The sequence below is a fragment of the Streptomyces sp. NPDC088725 genome, assembly GCF_044751305.1.
Lineage (GTDB): Bacteria > Actinomycetota > Actinomycetes > Streptomycetales > Streptomycetaceae > Streptomyces.
The window spans coordinates 165,929-185,976 of sequence record NZ_JBIVLO010000010.1 but is presented as its reverse complement, the minus strand read 5'-3'; the positions used below and the strand labels follow the sequence as shown (position 1 = coordinate 185,976).

Sequence of the window (20,048 nt, the reverse complement as noted above, 5' to 3'; positions counted from 1 at the left end):
CGGGTGACGGGCCGGGGCTCGGGGCCGCAGATGGGCGCGGCATGACCGGGCGGGGCGACCGGATTCACCGCTTCGGCCGGCGGGGAGACGTGCGGATCGCCCGCTCCGGTCGCCGGGCCGGCCGTCGCGTCTCTCGTCGTGTCCGTCGTCATCGTCGGCTCACCGATTCCGCCGCGGACTCGTGTACGGGCGTCGCGAGGACATGGCGTTCCGAGAGCGCTCGCTCCTGGTCCACTCCGGTGCTGGACCAGCGGCCCAGCGCCATCTCGGCGGTGATGCCCGGTCCGAAGCCGGCGATGATGCCGCGTGCCCCGTCGCCCGCGCCGCCCTCGTCGAAGAGTCTGCGCACGGCGTCGAGAACGACGGCGCTGGCGATGTTGCCGTACTGGCTGAGCGTGCCCCGGCTGAAGCGGAAAGCCTCGGGGGGTACGTCGAGGAAGTGGCTGAGGTCGTCCAGGATGCGGGGGCCACCCGCGTGGATGATGTAGAAGTCGAGGCCGGAGGCGTCCCAGCCGTGCTGGTCGGCCATCGTGCGCAGGGCGGGGGCCAGCGGCTCCATGGTGCCGGGGACACGCTTGTCCAGCAGGAAGTGGAAGCCGGTGGCCCGGACGCTGTAGGCGATCCAGTCGGTGGTGTCGGGCACGAGATGGGAGCCGTTGCGCTCCAGGGTGATGCCGGCGCCGCCCCTGCCGCGGACGACGGCCGAGGCGACCGCGTCCCCGAACAGCCCGTTGGACAGCAGGGAGCCGACACCGAGGTCGGTCGGCTGGTAGCACAGTGAGCAGAACTCGCAGGCCACGATGAGGACGTTCGCTCCCGGATACGCCGAGCAGAAGTCGTGCGCCCTGTTGATGGCCGCACCGCCCGCGGCGCAGCCGAGCTGGGCGATCGGCAGCTGCCGGGTGTGGGCGGGGAAGCCCATGGTGTTGATCAGCCAAGCGGTCAGTGAGGGCATCATGAAGCCCGTGCACGAGACGTAGACGATCATGTCGATGTCGGCCGGGCGCAGCTCCGCGTGGTCGAGCGCCTGGCGGATCACGGCGGGCACCCGGGCCTTCGCCTCGGCCTCGTACATCAGGTTGCGGTCCTCGAAGCCCGGGTGCTGAAGGGTCTCCTCGATCGGCTGGACGATATGACGCCTGGTTACCCCGGTGTTCTCGATCAGCCGCAGCGCCAGGGGCAGTTGCGGGTGATCCGCGTGCAGCGAGCGCGCGAGGGCGAGCGTGTCCTCCATCGTGATCACATGCTCGGGGACCGAGACTGCGGGCTTGCACAGGGTCGCCACGGTGCGCTCTCCTTCGTTTGTCCACTCAACTGCGGCCCAACTCCGGACCACACTCCGGGGTGGTTCGCCACCCCGCAACCGGGGGAGGACCGGGGACGGCTCCGCGCGGGTGGCTACGGAGCGTATGGGCGTAGTCCGGGGTGGGCTGCGAGAAGTCGGGGTCGACGGCCTCCGCACGGGTGACTTCGCCACGGAGGGTGACATACCGGCGTGCGGTCAGAGCGTCCGGAGCCGCCGGCCGGAGAGCGAGCGATCCGTGCGGAGGTCTCCCGCGACGCCACGGGTGTGAGGACCGGGTGCGGGCACCGGGCGGTACGGCTCGCGCGCGGCGGGGCCGCCGCGACGAGCAGGTTCCGGCGGCTGTCGGGGACGGGAGCCGCCGGTCCCCCGGAGCACCGCGAGAGCCCCGCGGTCCCGCTCACGCGGTCCGGTAGCGCTCCATGGCCTCGCGCCTGATCTCCAGTCCGAGCCCGGGGGCTCCGGACGTCCCGGGGGCGACGACTCCGCCGGCCGGGTCGAGGGCGCCGTCGAAGAAGGCGTTCTCGATGCGGATGTGGTCGTGGAACCACTCCACATGCCGGAGGTTGGGCACGGCCGCCGCCACATGCGCGTGTACGTGGGGCGCGTGGTGGCCCGAGATCTCCAGGTTGTGGCTCCGCGCTACGGCAGCGGCGCCCAGCCAGGCGGTGATACCTCCGCAGCGGGTGGCGTCGGCCTGGAGGCAGTCCACCGCGCCGGCGTCGATCAGGCGGGCGAAGCCGGGCAGGTCGTAGGCGTACTCCCCGGCGGTGATCTCGACCGGGACGCTCTCACGGATCTGCCGGAGCCCGGTCAGATCGTCGCAGGGGACCGGTTCCTCGAACCAGCTCACCCCGGAGTCGGCGAAATGCTCCGCGATCATGACGGCCTGTTTCCTGCTGTAGCCGCCGTCGGCGTCGACGTACAGCTCACGCTCGTCGCCGATGACGGCTCTGGCCCGGCGGATCCGGTCGAGGTCCTGGTCGGGGGCGCGGCCCCGCCCCTCGCCGATCTTGATCTTGACGCGGGGGATGTCCTGTTCCTGGGTCCAGTCCCGCAGTTGTTGTTCCAACTCCCGCGGGCTGTACGTGGTGAAGCCGCCGCTCCCGTACACCGGGACGTCCGGCCGCGCGGCGCCGAGCAGATGGACCAGCGGCAGACCGAGGAGGCGCGCCTTGAGGTCCCACAGGGCGATGTCGACGGCGGAGATCGCTCCCGCGACGAGTCCCTGCCGCCCCACATCGCGTACGGCGCGGCTCATCTCCTCGTTCGCTCCGGCCACGTCGTACGCGCTCTGTCCGGTGACGAGCGCGGCCAGCCGGCCGGTGACGACGGACGCGGCGGCCGGGGACCCGTAGGTCCATCCGAGCCCGGTGACCGTTCCCGACACCGCTTCGACGAGGACCATGGTCGTGGTGTCCCACTCCAGCGTGCCGTCCGCCTCGGGGGCGTCGGTGGGCACGGTGTAGACGGACACGTCCAGCCGGTCGACGGCGGGCGCGTCCGGTGGTACGGCGTCGCGGAGTACGGCATCCGGGGCGCTGGTCATCGGTCCTCCCCCGCGTCCGGTGAGCCGTCGTGCCGGCGCTCGGCCAGGAACTCACCCGCACGGGCGAAGACGTGACCGACGCCCCGTTCGCGCAACCGCCGCAGCACGTGATCGGCCACTGTGATCGACATGGAACTCCTCCGCACCGCTGTGGGCGTACCCGCGTCGGACGAACGCCGCGCCCGCCGGACCGGCCGCTGACCGGATCTCCTGAGCTCGGCGAGGAAAACGCGTGGCGGAGCGCGGTTCCCGGCCGGGCGGACCGCGCGGTCCACGACACAACGTTTGCGAGCGCGGACGTCGCGGCGCAAGGTGAGGGGGGCCAGTCGGCGCCTTCGCGGCGCCGGTGAGCCCGCGCCGCCGCCGCGCTCCGAGACGCCGTGCGAGGCAGTGCGGAGGGATCGGCGCTCAGGTGCGATCCGCGCGGGGGATCGGGGCACGCCTCGTCTCACCGGGAGGAAAGTTGACCGCTGAAGCGACTTCTCCGGCCATGCTCGGCCACCGCGTCGCGGCACGTTTCGCGGACCTGGTCGACAGCGGCGCCCTGGTCGCCCCGCTGCCCGGCTCAGGGCGCACACGCGAACGCTTCCGCGCCCTGTGCGGCCTGGGCCGCGAAGACCTGTGCCTTGCGCGGCTAGGCGAAGGACACCTCGACGCGGTCGCGATCCTGCACGAGCTGGGCGCCGATCCGCCGGGCCCCGGCGAGCGCTGGGGTGTGTGGGCGGCGCAGCCTCCGGGCCCCGGCCTCACGGCGGAGCCGGGCGAGGGCGGACCGCTGCTGAACGGCCTCAAGCCGTACTGCACGGGGGCGCACGCCTGTACGCACGCGCTGGTCACCGCGGACAGCCCCGAGGGCAGACGGCTGTTCGCGGTGTGCGTCGGTGACCCGGGGGTGCGGCCGGTGGAGGGCTCCTGGCAGGCGGTGGGCATGGCAGGCAGCGACACCCCGGACGTCACCTTCCACCACGTGCCCGCCGTCCCCGTCGGCGGTGTCGGCGCCTACATCGATCGCCCGGGTTTCCAGCACGGTGGCATCGGTGTGGCGGCGTGCTGGCTGGGCGGCGCGCACGCCGTCGCCGACACACTCGCCGAGTCGGCGGGGAAACGCCCGCCCGACCCCCACACGGCGGCTCATCTGGGGGCGGTGGACGTGCTGCTCGACGCGGCGGACACGGTGCTGGAGCGCGCCGCGTACGACATCGACGCGGACCCGCTGGACACGGCGGGCGGCGCCCGCGTGCGGAGCCTGCGGGTGCGCGCCCTGGTCGAGAAGGTCTGCGCCGACGTCCTCGCCCATGTGGGACGCGCGACCGGCGCGGGCCCGCTGTGCCACGACCCCCGGCACGCCAGGAACGTGGCCGATCTGACCGTCTACATCCGCCAGCACCACGCCGAACGCGATCTGGCCGCACTCGGCCGGCTGCTCGCCGGGCACGAGGACGAGCGGTGACCGCCGCCCGCCGGCCGGCCGCGGGCCCGCCGGCCGGTTCCGCCGCCGGGGCCATCGACGGGCCGGGCACCGAGGAGGCGAGCTGGGCGTCCTGGACGGGGCTGGCGCGGCTGCCCGAGGCGGAGCTGCCCGCCGGTCCCGTCGTGGTCGTGGCGGCCCACCCGGACGACGAGGTACTGGGTTTCGGGGGCGCGATGGCCGCGCTGGCGGCGGCCGGCACCGAGGTCCATCTGCTGTCGGTCACGGACGGCGAGGGCTCCCACCCGCGCAGCACCCGCGCCACCGCCGCCGGGCTGGCGCGGATCCGCGAGGCGGAACTCGGCCACGCGCTGTCCGAACTCGGTCTGCCGAACGTGCGGCCGCGGCGGCTGCGCGTCCCCGACACGGGAGTGCACCGGCACGAGACACGGGTCGCGGACGGCCTCGTCAGGCTGCTGCGCGAGGTGAACGCCACGCTCTGCGCCGGACCGGCGATCTGCACAGTGACCACGAGGCGGCCGGCCGCGCCGCCGGCGCCGGGTGCGAGACAGCCGGTGTGCCGCTGTGGCTCTATCCGGTGTGGATGTGGCACTGGGCCCGGCCGGCGGATCCTCGCGTCCCGTGGGGCGTGGCCGCCCGTATCCCCCTGCCGGACGCGGCGGCGGCCCGCAAGCGCCGCGCCGTCGGGCGGTTCATCAGCCAGATCGCCCCGCTCGCGGAGGGTGAGGAGAACGCGGCGGTCCTTCCGCCCGAAGAGATCGCCCATCACACCAGGCCCTTCGAGGTGGTCTTCCGATGAGCACGCCCCTCGCCTACTTCGAGGCCATGTACGCGCGCTCGCCGGACCCGTGGGATCTGGCGGGGCGCTGGTACGAGCAGCGCAAGTACGCCCTCACCCTTGCCGCGCTGCCGCGCCGCGGGTACCGCAGCGCCTTCGAACCGGGCTGCTCGGTGGGGGTGCTGACCCGCCTGCTCGCGGACCGCTGCGACCGGCTGCTGGCGACCGACCGGGTGCCCGCGGCGGTCAGGGCCACGGCCGGACGCGTCCGTGACCTGCCGGGTGTCGAGGTGCGGCAGCTTGCGGTGCCGGACGAGTGGCCCGGGGGCACCTTCGATCTCGTGGTCCTGTCCGAGCTGCTGTACTACTTCGACGACCGGGCGCTGCGCGACCTCCTCGCCCGTACTGTGACGAGTCTCGAACCCGGCGGGACGCTCGTCACCGTGCACTGGGACCACCCTGTGGCCGAACACCGGCTCACCGGTTCAGAGCTGGCGCCCGTGCTGCTCGCGACGCCCGGCCTCGACGCGCTCACCGAGCTTCGCGATCCCGACTTCGTCCTGCACACCTTCGCCCGCCGACTGCCCGGCGGGCGGGCACCGCTCTCCCCGGCCGCCGAAGAGGGCCTGGTGTGAACAGCCGTCCCGCCGCCTGCGCCGTGGTCATCCCCGCGCACAACGAAGCCGCGGTCCTCCCCGACGCTCTGAGGGCCGTGCGGGCGGCCATGGGCCATCCGGCGCTCGCGGGCGTCCGACTGCTGACCGTGGTCGCCGCCGACGACTGCGCCGACGAGACAGCCGAGGCGGGGCGCCGTGCGGGTGCGCGGGTCGTCGAGGTGGCGCGCCACAATGTGGGGGCCGCGCGGGCGGCGGCGGCCGATCTGGCACTCGGTCTGCTGGGGACGTACGGGGACGGGCTGTGGATCGCCACCACGGACGCCGACACCCTCGTGCCGCGCGACTGGCTCGCCCATCAGCTGCACCAGGCGGGCCGGGGCTGGGAGTGCGTCGTGGGCACCGTACGGATCGCCCCGCATCCGCTGCTCGGGCCGGCTACGGCAGCCGGGCACGACGCCCGCTACTTCGCGGATCGTCCGGCCGGGGCCGCCGGCTGGTCGCACTCGCATGTGCACGGCGCGAATCTGGGCGTCGCCGCGGCTCCGTACCGCGAGGCGGGCGGGTTTCCCGCGCTCGTCCACAGCGAGGACCGCGCCCTCGTCGCGGCCCTCGAACGCCGCGGCCGCCGGATCCTGCGTACGGACCGGTGTCCCGTACTCACCTCGGGCCGCCCCGACTTCAGAGCCCCGCACGGCCTCGGTGCCTTACTCGACGCGCTGGCCCGGGACGCCGACCAGCCGGACAGCGACCGGGTGTGCGTACGGAAGCCCGGGGCAGGCGCACCTTGTAAGAGCAGTGACGCCGATGTACGGGGTGAAACCAGTGTGACCAATGTGGAGCAGTCGGACAGCGACCACGCCGACAACTTTCCGGCGCCGGTACCGGTGCCGGACAGCGCGGCGGCAGCCCGGGACCTGGTGGAGGCGCTGCTGCGTGCGCGGGTCGGCCGGCTCGACGAGACCGTGCTCGGGGACATTCTGCTGGTGACGTCCGAGCTGGCGACCAACGCGATCCGGCACGGCGGCGGCATCACCCGCTTCGAGGCGGAACTCACCGGCGACTGCCTGGTGCTGCTCGTCGCCGACCGCAGCAGCGCCGTGCCCAGCACGGTGGCGCACCACGTGAACGGCGTCTCCATCGGCGGTTACGGCTGGCCCCTGGTGCGGCGGCTTGCCAGGGACGTGACCGTCACCCCGTACCCCGGTGGCGGGAAGCGCATCAAGGCCCTCGTCTCCCTGGCGCGGTGACCGTACGCGGAGCCCCGCCGGGGGCCCGCCGGCCGACGCGTCAAAAAGTTTTTCTGGAACGTGTGTATGACTCGGCGTATCGGGGGCAGCAGCCCTCCCGCTGAACCGCATACTTCGAGAGGGCTGACGCAATGTCGATTTCCGCACCGTCCACGAGGCTCAACGGGCCCATGGAACTGGAGTCGATTCCGCTGGAGGGGGACGGACCTCTCGTCGGCGGTCTGCCGTGGATCGAAGACGCCGGGAAGGTCGCCCCCAAGGACGCCCGTGCGTTGTCGAAGCTGTTCTTCGATCAGCTCCAGGTCCTCGAAGAGGGCACGCGGGAGCACCAGTACGCGCGCAACACCCTGATCGAGATGAACCAGTCGCTGGTGCGGTTCGCCGCGAGCCGGTTCCGCAACCGCGGCAGCGGTGACATGGAGGACATCCTCCAGGTCGGCACGATCGGCCTCATCAAGGCGATCGACCGGTTCGACCTCTCCCGCGAGGTCGAGTTCACCACGTTCGCGGTCCCGTACATCGTCGGCGAGATCAAGCGGTTCTTCCGTGACACCACCTGGGCCGTACATGTGCCGCGCCGCCTCCAGGAGCTGCGGGTCGAACTCGCCAAGGCTCAGGAGCGCCTGGCCACGGCCCTCGACCGCAAGCCCACCGTCGCCGAACTGGCGGAGCTGCTCGAGCTGAGCGAGGAGGAGGTCACCGAAGGTCTCGTCGCGTCCAACGGCTACACCGCGGGCTCTCTCGACCTTCCCACGGACGGCGGCGAGGACGGGCAGACCGCGGGCGGCCGTACGTATGCCGACACCCTCGGCGACTGCGACCCGGCCATGGAACTGATCGAGGACTTCCAGACCCTCGCGCCGCTCCTGAGCAAGCTCGACGACCGGACCCGCAGCATCATCGAGATGCGCTTCGGCCAGGAGATGACGCAGGCACAGATCGGCGAGGCCCTCGGCGTTTCCCAGATGCACGTCTCGCGCCTGCTGAGCCGCGCGCTGAAGCAGTTGCGCGCGGGGATGCTGACCGACGCCTGATCATCTCCCCGCTCCGGGGAGCCGGAAGACCGCGGCCGCGCATGCGGGCCGCGGTCTTTCTCTTGGCCGCGGTCTTCTCCTTGGCCGCGGTCCTGTCCGTGCCGTCCCGCTTCTCGCCGCGACCGGGCACCATCGAGCCGATACTGTGACGGAGTGCAAACACCGCAGAAGCGACAGAAGCCGCAGAGCCGTGAATCATGGACAGGTCATCCCTATCCTCTCGGGGCCACCTACGACGGCTCGGGTACGAATTTCGCCCTGTTCTCGGAAGTCGCCGAGAAGGTCGAACTCGCGCTGATCGACGACGCGGGGGCGGAGCAGCGGGTCACGCTGAGCGAGGTCGACGGCTTTGTCTGGCACGCGTACCTGCCGGGCGTGGAGCCGGGGCAGCGGTACGGCTTCCGCGTGCACGGCCCGTACGCTCCCGCGCAGGGGCACCGGTGCAACCCCGCGAAGCTGCTCCTCGACCCGTACGCCAAGGCGATCGACGGTCAGGTGGACGGCGACGAGTCCCTGTTCGGCTACCGTTTCGACCAGCACGCCGAGCAGAACACCGCCGACAACATCGGCCACACCATGGTCTCGGTGGTCACGGACTCGTCCTTCGACTGGGAGGACGACCGGCCGCCGAACCGGCCGTACCACGAGACCGTGATCTACGAGGCTCACGTACGGGGCCTGACCCGCACGCACCCGGCGCTGCCCGAGGAGATCCGCGGCACCTATGCCGGGATCGCGCATCCCGCGATCATCGAGCACCTGACGGCGCTGGGAATCACCGCGATCGAGCTGATGCCGGTGCACCAGTTCGCGCAGGACGGCATCCTGCGGGATCGGGGACTCTCGAACTACTGGGGCTACAACACGATCGGCTTCTTCGCGCCGCACAACGCCTACGCGTCCACCGGTACCCGCGGCCAGCAGGTGGACGAGTTCAAGACGATGGTCAAGGCGCTGCACGCGGCCGGGATCGAGGTCATTCTCGATGTCGTCTACAACCACACCGCCGAAGGCAACGAGTGGGGCCCGACCCTGTCCTTCAAGGGGATCGACAACGCCGCGTACTACCGGCTGGTCGACTCCGACCTGGAGCACTACTACGACACCACGGGGACCGGCAACAGCCTGCTGATGCGGCACCCGAGCGTGCTGCAGCTGATCATGGACTCGCTGCGCTACTGGGTGCTGGAGATGCGTGTCGACGGGTTCCGCTTCGACCTGGCGGCCACGCTCGCCCGGCAGTTCCACGAGGTCGACCGGCTCTCGGCCTTCTTCGATCTGGTGCAACAGGATCCCGTGGTCAGTCAGGTGAAGCTCATCGCGGAGCCCTGGGACGTCGGGGACGGTGGCTACCAGGTGGGCAATTTCCCGCCGCTGTGGACGGAATGGAACGGCAAGTACCGCGACGCCGTACGGGACTTCTGGCGCGGCGAGGAGTCGGCACTCGCGGAATTCGCCTCGCGGCTGACCGGCTCCTCCGACCTGTACCAGAACGACCGGCGCCGGCCGCTGGCGAGCATCAACTTCGTCACCGCGCACGACGGCTTCACCCTGCGCGATCTGGTCTCGTACAACGCCAAACACAACGACGCCAACGGTGAGGACGGGAAGGACGGAGAAAATCACAACCGGTCCTGGAACTGCGGCGCCGAGGGACCCACCACCGACCGCGCTGTGCTGGCACTGCGCGCGCGCCAGCAGCGCAATCTGCTGACCACGCTGCTGATCTCCCAGGGGGTCCCCATGATCGCGCACGGGGACGAGCTGGGCCGGAGCCAGCGGGGCAACAACAACGTCTACTGCCAGGACAACGAACTGGCCTGGATGGACTGGAAGATCACCCCCTCACAGCGTGAACTGCTCGACTTCACACGGCGGTTGATCCAACTGCGGCACGACCACCCGGTGCTGCGCCGCCGCCGGTTCTTCCGCGGCGACGCGGGCACCGACGGGCTCGGCGACCTGGTCTGGTTCCGGCCGGACGGCAAGGCGATGCAGGACAAGAACTGGCAGCGGGACGACGCCCGCGCGATCGCGGTCTTCCTCAACGGTGACGCCATCTCCGAGCCGGGTCCGCGCGGTTCGCGGGTGACGGACGACTCGTTCCTGATTCTGCTGAACGGCCACCACGAGCCGCTCGACTTCCTGCTGCCGCCGATGGCCTACGGAGACAGCTGGCAGACCGCGGTGGACACCGCGGCGGCGGCCGACGCCGATGTCGCGGACGAGACGGAGTTCAAGGCGGGCAGCACCGTCCGGGCCGAGGCACACAGCACACTCGTCCTCATCAGGACGTCGGGTCCGGCCGCCGTCACGCCGATCCACCAGGCCCGCTGAACCCGTCCGCGGATGCACGGGACCGGTCGGTGTCCTCACCCGGACATACGGGGAGGACACCGAAACCCGTTTCCAGGAAGGGTTGTTGGTGGCAGCCGCCAACTCGGCTGCGTGCGCTACGGCTTGGGCAGGGCGCAGCCGGGAAGGCTCAGGTCGATCGCGTTGCCCGCGCCCACGCACGGCACGATCAGGTAGGTCTCCTCGGCGTAGTTGGTGCCCTGGTGCACCGTGACGTCACCGTTCTCGTCGACCTCGCACGGGTTGTTGAGCGTGCAGCGGCCGCCGTCCTCGTTACCGGTGTTGTTCACGGCGACGACCTTGCCGGTGGCGTCGTCGATCACCGGAGAGCCCGAGGTACCGCCGATGGTGTCGCAGGCCGGGGTGTAGCGGATCGAGTCCTTCCAGGTCCAGTCGCCCTCTTTCAACTGGGGGACGAACCCGTCGATGCCGCAGCTGTAGACGGTCTTCCAGTAGCCGGAGACGACCTTGATGGCCGCACCCTGCGCCGGGCGGGAGTCGTTCAGTTCGAGGGCGTCGATCCCGTACCGGCTCTGGATCTGCGCGTAGGTGCTGGTGAGTTGGTACAGCGAGATGTCGGTGTCGGTCATCGTCGCGTAGGCGACCTTGCTCGCGCTCAGGGTCGCGAGGTTGCCGCCCGAGGAGTTCAGCAGGGTGAAGGTACGGGAGGACGGCTTGTCGAGGACGACCTCTCCGGCGGCGGGGAAGCCGCTCTCCAGGCAGTGTCCGTTGGACAGGACGAGGGCGGGGTCGTCCGGCTGCGACCCGGCGGTGCGGACGACGGAGCCGGAGCAGTTGCTCAGTGCCACCGTTCCCGCGAAGTCGGCCGCCGCGGCCGGGGCGGGGGCCGTCGCGACGGGCAGGGACGTCTTCGCGGGCGCGGCCGTGCCGTGGCCCGAGGCCAGCGCGGGCGCCGCGCCCGTACCGAGGAGCAGGACGGCGAGAAGTACGCCGAGGAGAGGCTTCTTCATGTGGGGGTCCCGTCTGTGGCCGATGCTGCTGCGAGAGTTGCTGCGATTTGTCATGCGCATTGTTAATTGCCGGGGAGCGCCGGGCAACCACGCCTGCCTCCGCGGATCTCGCCCCCGGCGGCCGAGGCCCAGGTCAGCAGCCGGTATGATGAAAGTGAAGGGGAGTAGTCCCGCAATACCGGCCGGTCGACATACTGGCCACCCGCAGTCAGGGTGGCCCGGCCTCCGGGCCACCGCGCGAGTGGTGGTGGACGAGACCTTCGGTCAGGCATTGACGCACCCGCGGCTTCGCGGGTGCACCGTCGTGCCGGGCCGAGTGGTCCTCCCGGCGCCGCAGAGCGTCTCGTGAAGATCCCTGGGCCCGGTCCTTAATGAAAGCCCTGGAATGAACCTCGACCTCGTGGCGGTCCTCACCGCCTTCGGGCTGATCTTCCTCGCCGAGCTTCCCGACAAGACCATGTTCGCCTCCCTGGCCATGGGCACCCGGATGCGCCCGCTCTACGTGTGGTTCGGCACATCCACCGCGTTCATCGTGCACGTCGCCATAGCGGTGAGCGCGGGCGGCCTCCTCGGCCTGCTGCCCGACTGGATCGTCAAACTGGTCTCCGCGCTCCTCTTCGGATTCGGCGCGTTCATGCTGCTGCGTGCCGGTGGCGGCGACGATGACGACGCCGACGACGGCAAGACCGCGACCGGATTCCTGCCGGTCTACTCGACCGCCTTCATGGCGGTGTTCATCAGCGAATGGGGCGACCTCACCCAGATCACCACGGCCAACCTCGCGGCCACCAACGGCACCTGGTCCACGGCCATCGGCGCGGCCGCGGCGCTCATGTCCGTCTCCGCGCTGGCGCTGCTCGCGGGCCGCTTCATCGCCAAGCGCGTCCCGCTCAAGACCGTCCAGCGCATCGGCGGCCTGTGCATGCTCGGCCTCGCCATCTGGTCGCTGATCGAGGTCTTCACCGCCTGACAAAGACCCCCGGGGCCGAGGGCCGCCCGTGCATACTGTGCGGGCGGCACGAAGCCGGTATGCGGGGCCCCACTCCGGCCTCCCGAAGCGCGAGGAGGCCGCGACGCCATGACAGCGCCGAAGCCTTCCGACGAGGAACGGCTGACCGGCGGCGGCGTCAACGACGTCGTACGCGTCGCCTCGACCGTCCGCCGCCCCGTGGGCGCGTGGACCCCCGCGGTCCACGCCCTCCTCGGCCACCTGCGCGCCAAGGGGTTCACCGGCGCACCGCGCGCCCACGGCCTCGACACCGAGGGCAGGGAGATCCTCGACTACCTGCCCGGTGACGTCCCCGGCTATCCGCTGCCGGAGTACGTGCGCACGGACGCCGTCCTGCGCGATGTCGCGGTGCTGCTGCGCGGCTGCCACGACGCCACGGCCGACTTCGTTCCTCCGGAGGACGCCCGCTGGTACCTGCCGCCCCGTGCGGGCGCCGAGGTCATCTGCCACGGCGACATCGCGCCGTACAACTGCGTCTCCCGTGACGGAGAACCGCTCGCCTTCATCGACTTCGACACCGCTCATCCCGGCCCGCGCGTCTGGGATCTGGCCTGTGCCGCCTGCCGGTTCGTCCCCCTGACCGCACCCGGCAACGGCGACTTCACCCTGCCGGCCGGCGAACAGGCCCGCAGGCTCAGGGTGTTCGCGGACGCGTACGGGCTCGGCGCCGCCGGCAGAGCCGTACTGGCGGACACCGCGCGGGCGTCTTGAGCAGTTGGTCGTCCACATGCACGCCCAGGCGCGGGCGGGCAGCACCGCGTTCGCCGGGCACATCGCCGCCGGGCACGACGCTCTCTACCGTACGGACGCGGCGCACATCGCCCGCCATGAGGCGGCGTTCACCGAGGCACTGCTCCGGCCCTGAGCCTTCCGGTGTGATGGCGCGCACGCACCATCACACCGGGGCTTCGCCGACACCGTTCGTACTCAGTGCACCTCGACGGACCTGCGGACGAAGCTCTGTCCCCGGGCCTGGCCGGGGAGCAAGGTATCGGGCGGTCCGGCGATCCGATCACAGCGGGAGGCCAACGCGCCTTCCGCGCAGCCGGGTTGGACCATGGCGCCGTCGCCGGAACGCCCGGCGGCACGGCGGATCCGGGGGGCGTACCGGTCGAAGACTTCGCGATCCCAGACGTACGCGAGGCCAGGTGGCACGCTCCGGCCGCTTCCGGGGCAGCGGCAGCACCGGCGCCGGACCGGCAGGTCACACCTCCGTCCGGCAGGCGCCCAGCACACCCATGTTGTCATTGACTACAATGTTTTCGTCGCCTACATTTGATCCATGGGAACCGCACCGCACATCACCCCGTGGACTCTCGCCGATCTTCCGCCGCAGGGCGGGCGCACCGTGCTCGTCACCGGCGCCGGCAGCGGGATCGGCCGGGAGACGGCGCGGGCGTTCGCTGTCGCCGGAGCGCGGGTCGTCCTGGCAGTCCGCAGCGCCGACAGCGCTCGGCACGCGGCCGACGGCATGACGGGCAGCACCGAAGTGCTCCCCCTCGACCTGGCCGATCTCTCCTCCGTACGGCGGTTCGCGGACGCCTGGGACCGCCCTCTCGACATCCTGATCAACAACGCGGGTGTCGCCCACATGCCGCTGCGCAGGACGGTGGACGGCTTCGAACTTCACCTCGGCACCAATCATCTCGGCCACTTCGCGCTGACCAATCTGCTGCTCCCCCGGATCACCGACCGGGTGGTCACCGTCGCCTCCAACGCGCACAAGGGCGCCACTCTCGACCTCGACGACCCGAACTGGGAGCGCCGCCCGTACCGCGCCCCGGCGGCGTACGGGCAGTCGAAGCTCGCCAATCTCCTGTTCACCCTGGAGTTGCAGCGCCGCCTGACGGACGCCGGATCGCCCGTCCGGGCCCTCGCGGCGCATCCGGGAGCGGCGAACACCGGTATCAACAGGCACCTCGGTCCGGCGATGAGTCTCGTCGCCTCCACCATCGGGCGGCTCGTCATGCGCGGCGGCGCGGCGGGGGCGCTTCCGACGCTGTTCGCCGCCACCCAGGACCTTCCGGGCGCGAGTTACGTGGGCCCGGGTGGCCGCGGCGGACAGCGCGGCCACCCGGTCCTGGTCCGGCGCAGCGCGGCAGCGGAGGACCCGGATCTGGCGCGGGAGTTGTGGACCCTGTCGGAGAGCCTCACCTCGACGCGCTTCCCGCTGTCCTGACCCGTCGCGCGTCACACCACCTCGCGTCACGCCGCGCCCGGTCCCGTCACGCGGCGTCAGGACGCGCCGCAGCGGCCGGGACCGCGATCCGGATCTCCGTACGCCGCGTGACACCGCCCACGGTCACCGCGAGGACGACCGTCCCGGGTCTGAGCGCGGTGAGCGTGCCGGTCGCCGGGTCGAAGACCGCCGTATGACGGGGCCTGACCTCCTTCCGGTCCCCGATACGCAGGTTCGGCGAGCCGGTCCAGTCGGCGCTCAGCGGGAAGCCGACCGGGATGCTCCGCTCCCCCTGGGTGACGGTCGCCGTGATCGTCGCGCTGTGGCCCGGGGCGAGCGCGTCCGGCGCGCTCAGCGTCAGGGCGTCCGTGCGGGCGACGGTCCGTACGGAGAGCCAGTCGGGGCCGCCCCGCCACGGCTTCCGACGCGCCGCGCTCCAGTCGCTCCGGGAGACCCGGTCGACGCCGACCAGCGACCACCCGGTGAATCCGCCCGCCTCCGCGGGGGCCGAGGGCGCCTTGCCCGCGTTCCCGTTGATCAGATACGGCACTCCGTCGACGTGCGAGGCGTCGAAGACACCGACATGGCCGGCGACGAGGCCGGCGCCCTTGCCCGTCGTACGCCGGAAGTCCGCGAGCCACTGTTCGAGGAGCGCCGCCTCCTTGCGGTCGCCCAGTTCGCTCGCCTTCTGGCCGGTCGGGTCCCGGGGCGGTACGTGCTCGATGAGCATCACCGAGCCGATCCGCTCGTCCCGGCCCGCCTCGGCCAGTTGCGCGGCAACGGTCTCGATCTGGTCCAGTCCGCCGCCGCGCAGCGTCAGGCTGGAGGTGTCGAGGGTGATGAACCGGGTGCCCCGGTGGTCGAATACCTGGTGGGCGGGGCCGAATTCGGCGGTGAAGGCGCCGATCGAACCGCCCATCACCTCATGGTTGCCCGGGACGTAGTACCAGGGCACGGCGTCCCCCAGTTCCTCGGTCAGGACCCGGTGGGCGAAGGCGAGGTCCTCCGGTGAACCCTCGTCCACGAGATCGCCGTCGATGACCACGAAGTCCGGCTTCGCCGTCCTGATCTCGCGCAGGGTGCGGCGCGCCTTCGCCACGATCGCGCTGTCGGGCTCGCGTGCGACGAACTGCGCGTCGGACATCACCGCGAAGCGCCAGTCCCTGCCCTCGGCCGCCGCCCCGGAGCCGATCAGTGGATCGGCCGTACGCGGCTGCTCGGGCAGGTCCACGGCGGGCGGCACCTGCGCCGTCAGGTCGTCCAGCTGGATCTCGCCCGTGTACTGGTTCGCGGCCGCCGTCTCGGCGAGGTAGAAGCGGTACACGCTGAGCGGCGTGGCGGCACCTGCCGGGACGTCGAAGGTCACCTGTCTCCAGCCGGTCCAGGTGATGTAGTCCCCGCGCAGCAGTTGGTCGGTCCCCGCGCCGTCCTTGAGATGCAGGGTGGGCCAGGCGCCCTTGCCGTCACCCTTGATCCAGAGCGTGAAGGACTGCGGCCGGCCGGGCACGGCGATCGGCGCGGCGGGACTGGCGTAGGCCGCGCGGGTGGCGGTGGACCGGGTGAAGTCGTACGTGAGGGTGAGGCCGGTGCCGGTGCGGCTGTCCTGCGCGGGTGCGACAGAGCCGTCGGCCCGTGCCTGGCTGAAGGTCCAGGAGGCGGCGTCGTCGAAGCCGGTGACCTGCTGCTCCTCCAGGCCGACACTGACCGCGAGTGCGGTGGTGACCCCGCCGGCCTCCGCCGTGATCTGTCCCGCGCCGCCTCCCGCCCGGGAGGTCACCGTGAAGGAACCCCGGCCGTCGTCGGTGACGGTGAAGCGGGAGTGGTCGTACTCCAGCCGTACGTCACGGGGTTCGACGGGTGCGCTCGCCCCGTGGGCGTCGAGTCCGACAAGGCCGAAGGTGCCGGTCGCCCGCGCGTCCGCGAGTCCGACGCGCGGGGTGGTGGGCTGGATCCTGGCGAGCCTGTCGAGCACGGTCAGGCGCGTGCGGCCCGCCGCGCGGCCGTTCTCCGCCCGTACCTCCGTGGTGCCGCCGGCGCGTGCGGTGAACACGCCGTGGCTGTCGACCCGGCCCACGGAGGGCTGTTCGGTCCGCCAGTGCGGGGCTCCGGTGGCGGGGCCGTACGTCTCGTCGTAGCCGGCGGCGGTGAGCCGCCGGGACAGTCCGGGAAAGACCCGCTCGGGGTGGCCGCCGGTGACGGGGTCGACGGTCGGGGCGCCGGCCGCGGGCGTACGGGTCCGCACCCAGAAGCCGGTGAGCCGGCCGCTGCCTTCGGGCGCGGTGAGGGCGAGGCCGTTGGGGACCGTGCGCTCGCTGCCGTCGGAGGGGCTGTTCTCCAGCCGCAGGACGTCGCTGCCCGGCTCGCGCGCGACGAGCGTCGAGGAGCCGCCACCGTCGAGGTTCAGGGCGCTGTACGAGCCGGCCTTCCGCATCATCAGGCCGAGTTCGGTAAGGGTGGTTCCGCCGCTGTCGGCCTGCCGGCCGTCGACGGTGATCACCTGCATGGTGCTGCCGTCGCGCGAGAATCCCACGGCAGTGCGGGGCGCGGCGACGTTGTTGCCCTCGCCCTCGTGGTTCTGGGCCACTCCGTCCACGACCAGCAGTTCGCGGCCGCCGACCGCCGTGCGCGGCACGGACCCGCTGTCGGTGCGCGGCCGGTACGTCAGGCTCACCGGATCGCCGGGACGCAGCGCCGCGATCGCCTCGGCGCCGGCTTCCCTGCCGACCAGGACCGTACTGCCCTCGGCGATGGGGCCGCTGCCCGGCCGGTCCGTCCTGGCGACGATCCTGCCGTCGCGTACGACCGCTTCGGCCACGGGCGACGCCGCGTCGACCGTCAGCGCGCGGTCGGCGGCGCCCCAGGCGGGGGTGTAGACGCCGATGCCGCCGGCCGGCACGTTCGCCGCGTTGTACGAGGCCAGCGGGTGCTGTCCGGAGGGCAGCGTGAGCGTGCCCCCGAAGTAGAGCCGCAGCACGCGTCCGGCGTTCCCGGGGCCGATCCCGACGGCCTGGCCCGCGCCGGGCGCCGGGGACTGGACGAGCGCGCCGTTCTCGATCCCGGGCCCTTCCGGCGCCCCGGTCCCGTTGATGTCGAAGAAGTCCGCGTTGATCGCCGCGACGGTTCGGCGGCCGGGGCCCGCGTCGTGCCCGGCGGCCAGTTCGGAGACCGGGCGGCGGTCGGAGACGGTGCCAGCGGAGAGATAGTCCGCCCGGACCCCGGTTCCGTCGAGGGCGACGGAGAGGGAGTCCACGCGCAGCCACGCACCCGCTTCGAGACGGTCGTACGAGGTGAGCTCGATGCCCGGGGCCACCGGGCGGGAACTGCTCGCCGTCTCGATGCCGTCCGCGCCGGCCGCTCCGACCGCGTCCGCCTTCGGCGCGGTCGCCGCACCGGCGGACCCGGGCGGCGGTGGCGCGACGGGTCTGCGCACCTCGGCGACGGTGTGCGGGCGGGGGTCGGTGTCCGCGAAGGACGGGGACACGGCCCCCGCCGTCAGGACGGTGACGGCCGTGAACAGCACGGCGCACCGCCCGGCAATGTCTGGGCCCACAACTGCTCCTGGAGGAAGGTGGGTTCGCCATCCGGGACCGCGACCGGCACCGGTGAGCGCTGTCACCTGCCAGCATCGCGGTGCGCACACCGGGGAAGCGGTGTTTCCGGGAAACGCCACGGAGAACAGGCGGTGCCGCGGGAGCCCGGCCGGGTGAAGCCCGGGACGGCGCGACCGGGTGCGGCTGTCGCGATGCCGGCGGCCCGAGCCGCTGAGGGCACGTCAGGAGCGGCCCTACGGTGGCCCGGTGGCCACCGGCGCGGTGGTCGGCTGTCAGCCGCGTCCGTGGACCACCGCGTCGTCCCGGCGCAGGAGCAGCAGGGCCATGTCGTCACCGCCGACCTCGTCGGCCACCACCCGGCCGAGCCGGTCGGCCAGTTCCTCCACGCCGACGGGGCCCGAGCCCACGGTCTCCTCGAGCAGCCGGAGCCGGATGCCCAGGTCGATGCCCGGCTGCTCCACCAGTCCGTCGGTGCACAGCAGCAGCGTGTCGCCGGGACCGAGCGTCCCGGTGGTCACCGGGTAGCTGATCCCGCCGGCCCCCGCGAAATCCGCCGAGAGGCCGAGCGGCAGCCCGCCTGCCGTCGTGATCCACTCGCAGCTGCCGTCGGCGCGCCGTACCAGGGGGTCGAGGTGCCCGGCGCGTACGACCTGCAGCGCCCCGGTCGACAGGTCCAGCTCGGCGTACGTACAGGTCGCGAAGCGTTCGGTCTCCAGCTCGTGCAGGAAGGCCGACGCGCGGGCCATCGTCGTCGCGGGCGGATGCCCCTCGGCGGCGTACGCCCAGAGCACGATGCGCAGCTGTCCCATGACCACCGCGGCGTCCGTGTCGTGTCCCTGGACGTCGCCGATCACCAGCCCGAACCGGCCGTCCGGCAGCGGAATCACGTCGTACCAGTCGCCCCCGATGTTGCGGCCGATGCGCGCGGCGCGGTAGCGGACGGCGATCCGGGTCGCGGGCACGGTGGGGATGGTGCGCGGCAGCATCGCCTGCTGGAGGCCTTCGGCGAGATCGTGTTCCTGGTCGTAGAGCATGGCGCGCTGCAGGCTCTGCGCGATGGTGCTGGCGAGCGCGACGAGGACGTTGCGCTCCTCGTCGCTGAACCCGCCGTGCCTGCGGTAGAGCACCCCCAGCACGCCGATCGGCCTGGCCTGCGCGATGAGCGGCAGATAGGCGCCCGAGGCGAAGGGAAGCGGCTCCACGTGGGGCCAGAGCTGCGGGTAGGAGCTGCGGAACTCCTCCCGCGACGTGATGAAGACCGGCCGCTGGGAGCGTACGACCTCGCTCATCGGGTACTGGCCGTCGACCCTGGTGTACTCCAGTTCCGGTACGAAGGAACCGAGCCGTCCCTCGGCGGCGAGCCTGATCCGGCCGCCCTCGACCACACCCAGCATCATGCTGACCGCCTGGACGTGTCCCAGGGCCTCCTCGTCACTCAGCACGTCGATGACGTCCTGGACGGTTCCCGCCCGTGCCAGCAGCGCGGTGGTCCGTTCCACTATGCCGGTGAGCCTGCGGCGGCCCTCGTCCATCTCCATCCGGGCGGCGGCCTCCGACAGCTCCTGGTCGGCGCCCCGGACGATGCCGATGACCCGCAGGGCCCGCCCCTCCTCGTCGTACCGGATGTACGACTGGGCGTGGGTCCAGCGCAGTGAACCGTCGCGCAGGCGGATCCGGTAGTACGTGCCGTACGAGTCGGCTCTCTCCTCCAGCGCCTGCGCCACCTCGGCCCCGAGGCGCGCCGACTCGGCCGGGTGAAACCGTCTGCGCAGGCTCTCGGGACGGCCGTCGTACTCGTCCGGGCGCATGTCGAAGACTTCGAGCGCGGCCCGGTCGAGATGCAGGAGTCCGTGCTCGAGGTCCCAGTCGAAGCTGCCCATGCGGTTGAGCGCCAGACTGCGGTCCGGCAGGGCGGGCCAGTCGTCCAGCGACGACACGGCAGCCGGAGGTGCGCCCCGATCAGCCATGCGGCCAGCCTCTCACCGATCGGCGCGCCCCACTTCCCGGAGGAGGCCGAAAGGGGCAG

General features: G+C 72.0%; 15 protein-coding genes and 2 pseudogenes. 11 read left to right on the top strand and 6 right to left on the bottom strand.

The genetic code is table 11. The annotated features are described in order from the left end of the window. Positions 1-148: 148 nt before the first annotated feature. From ACIP6N_RS24250 to ACIP6N_RS24240, 3 genes are all read right to left on the bottom strand, one after another. Positions 149-1,285: a type III polyketide synthase gene (locus tag ACIP6N_RS24250; protein WP_401818680.1), complete on the bottom strand. Its 1,137-nt coding sequence runs from the start codon at positions 1,283-1,285 to the stop codon at positions 149-151. A gap of 418 nt (positions 1,286-1,703) precedes the next feature. Beyond that, positions 1,704-2,852, bottom strand: coding sequence for an enolase C-terminal domain-like protein (locus tag ACIP6N_RS24245; protein ID WP_401818678.1), 1,149 nt, complete (start codon positions 2,850-2,852; stop codon positions 1,704-1,706). Then, complete coding sequence (locus ACIP6N_RS24240) at positions 2,849-2,983, bottom strand: hypothetical protein (protein ID WP_401818677.1); 135 nt, start codon at positions 2,981-2,983, stop codon at positions 2,849-2,851. Before ACIP6N_RS24240 ends, ACIP6N_RS24245 begins: the two co-directional genes overlap by 4 nt. Positions 2,984-3,342: 359 nt before the next feature. On the opposite strand from ACIP6N_RS24240, the gene ACIP6N_RS24235 reads away from it, so the two are divergent. The 7 genes and pseudogenes from ACIP6N_RS24235 (at position 3,343) to glgX (ending at position 10,294) form a co-directional block, all read left to right on the top strand. Then, positions 3,343-4,302 carry an acyl-CoA dehydrogenase gene (locus tag ACIP6N_RS24235; protein ID WP_401818839.1) on the top strand — a complete coding sequence of 320 codons (960 nt, stop codon included), beginning with the start codon at positions 3,343-3,345 and terminating at the stop codon, positions 4,300-4,302. Positions 4,303-4,496: 194 nt separating this feature from the next. After that, positions 4,497-4,697 (top strand): annotated as a pseudogene (locus tag ACIP6N_RS24230) (PIG-L family deacetylase); the annotation flags it as partial. Between the two features lie 140 nt (positions 4,698-4,837). After that, entirely contained in the window at positions 4,838-5,080 is a 243-nt protein-coding gene (locus tag ACIP6N_RS24225; RefSeq protein ID WP_401818676.1) for a hypothetical protein, read from the top strand. After that, the gene (locus tag ACIP6N_RS24220; RefSeq protein ID WP_401818675.1) at positions 5,077-5,694 is read left to right on the top strand and encodes an SAM-dependent methyltransferase; all 618 of its coding nucleotides are present in this window, start codon (positions 5,077-5,079) and stop codon (positions 5,692-5,694) included. Before ACIP6N_RS24225 ends, ACIP6N_RS24220 begins: the two co-directional genes overlap by 4 nt. After that, complete coding sequence (locus tag ACIP6N_RS24215; protein WP_401818673.1) at positions 5,691-6,923, top strand: ATP-binding protein; 1,233 nt, start codon at positions 5,691-5,693, stop codon at positions 6,921-6,923. Before ACIP6N_RS24220 ends, ACIP6N_RS24215 begins: the two co-directional genes overlap by 4 nt. 170 nt (positions 6,924-7,093) lie before the next feature. After that, on the top strand, positions 7,094-7,957 hold the full coding sequence (locus ACIP6N_RS24210; RefSeq protein ID WP_401818837.1) for a SigB/SigF/SigG family RNA polymerase sigma factor: 864 nt from the start codon (positions 7,094-7,096) through the stop codon (positions 7,955-7,957). A 153-nt stretch (positions 7,958-8,110) separates the two neighbouring features. Further along, a complete protein-coding gene (gene glgX, locus ACIP6N_RS24205; protein ID WP_401818671.1) occupies positions 8,111-10,294 on the top strand; it encodes a glycogen debranching protein GlgX in 2,184 nt (727 codons plus the stop codon). A gap of 116 nt (positions 10,295-10,410) precedes the next feature. Here the strand turns inward: glgX and ACIP6N_RS24200 are convergent, their stop codons facing one another. Continuing rightward, complete coding sequence (locus ACIP6N_RS24200; protein WP_401818668.1) at positions 10,411-11,283, bottom strand: serine protease; 873 nt, start codon at positions 11,281-11,283, stop codon at positions 10,411-10,413. A 385-nt stretch (positions 11,284-11,668) separates the two neighbouring features. Between ACIP6N_RS24200 and ACIP6N_RS24195 the strand changes: the two genes are divergently transcribed. The 4 genes from ACIP6N_RS24195 (at position 11,669) to ACIP6N_RS24180 (ending at position 14,471) form a co-directional block, all read left to right on the top strand. Next, the gene (locus ACIP6N_RS24195; protein ID WP_401818666.1) at positions 11,669-12,253 is read left to right on the top strand and encodes a TMEM165/GDT1 family protein; all 585 of its coding nucleotides are present in this window, start codon (positions 11,669-11,671) and stop codon (positions 12,251-12,253) included. A gap of 108 nt (positions 12,254-12,361) precedes the next feature. Further along, positions 12,362-13,003, top strand: coding sequence for a phosphotransferase (locus ACIP6N_RS24190; protein WP_401818663.1), 642 nt, complete (start codon positions 12,362-12,364; stop codon positions 13,001-13,003). A 16-nt stretch (positions 13,004-13,019) separates the two neighbouring features. Next, positions 13,020-13,157 carry a hypothetical protein gene (locus tag ACIP6N_RS24185; RefSeq protein WP_401818662.1) on the top strand — a complete coding sequence of 46 codons (138 nt, stop codon included), beginning with the start codon at positions 13,020-13,022 and terminating at the stop codon, positions 13,155-13,157. A 417-nt stretch (positions 13,158-13,574) separates the two neighbouring features. Continuing rightward, complete coding sequence (locus tag ACIP6N_RS24180; protein ID WP_401818659.1) at positions 13,575-14,471, top strand: oxidoreductase; 897 nt, start codon at positions 13,575-13,577, stop codon at positions 14,469-14,471. Positions 14,472-14,517: 46 nt separating this feature from the next. Here the strand turns inward: ACIP6N_RS24180 and ACIP6N_RS24175 are convergent, their stop codons facing one another. Then, positions 14,518-18,021 (bottom strand): phosphodiester glycosidase family protein, encoded by a 3,504-nt coding sequence (locus ACIP6N_RS24175; protein WP_401818656.1) that lies wholly within the window; start codon positions 18,019-18,021, stop codon positions 14,518-14,520. A 303-nt stretch (positions 18,022-18,324) separates the two neighbouring features. Continuing rightward, positions 18,325-19,989, bottom strand: a pseudogene (locus ACIP6N_RS24170) (SpoIIE family protein phosphatase); the annotation flags it as partial. Positions 19,990-20,048 lie beyond the last annotated feature (59 nt).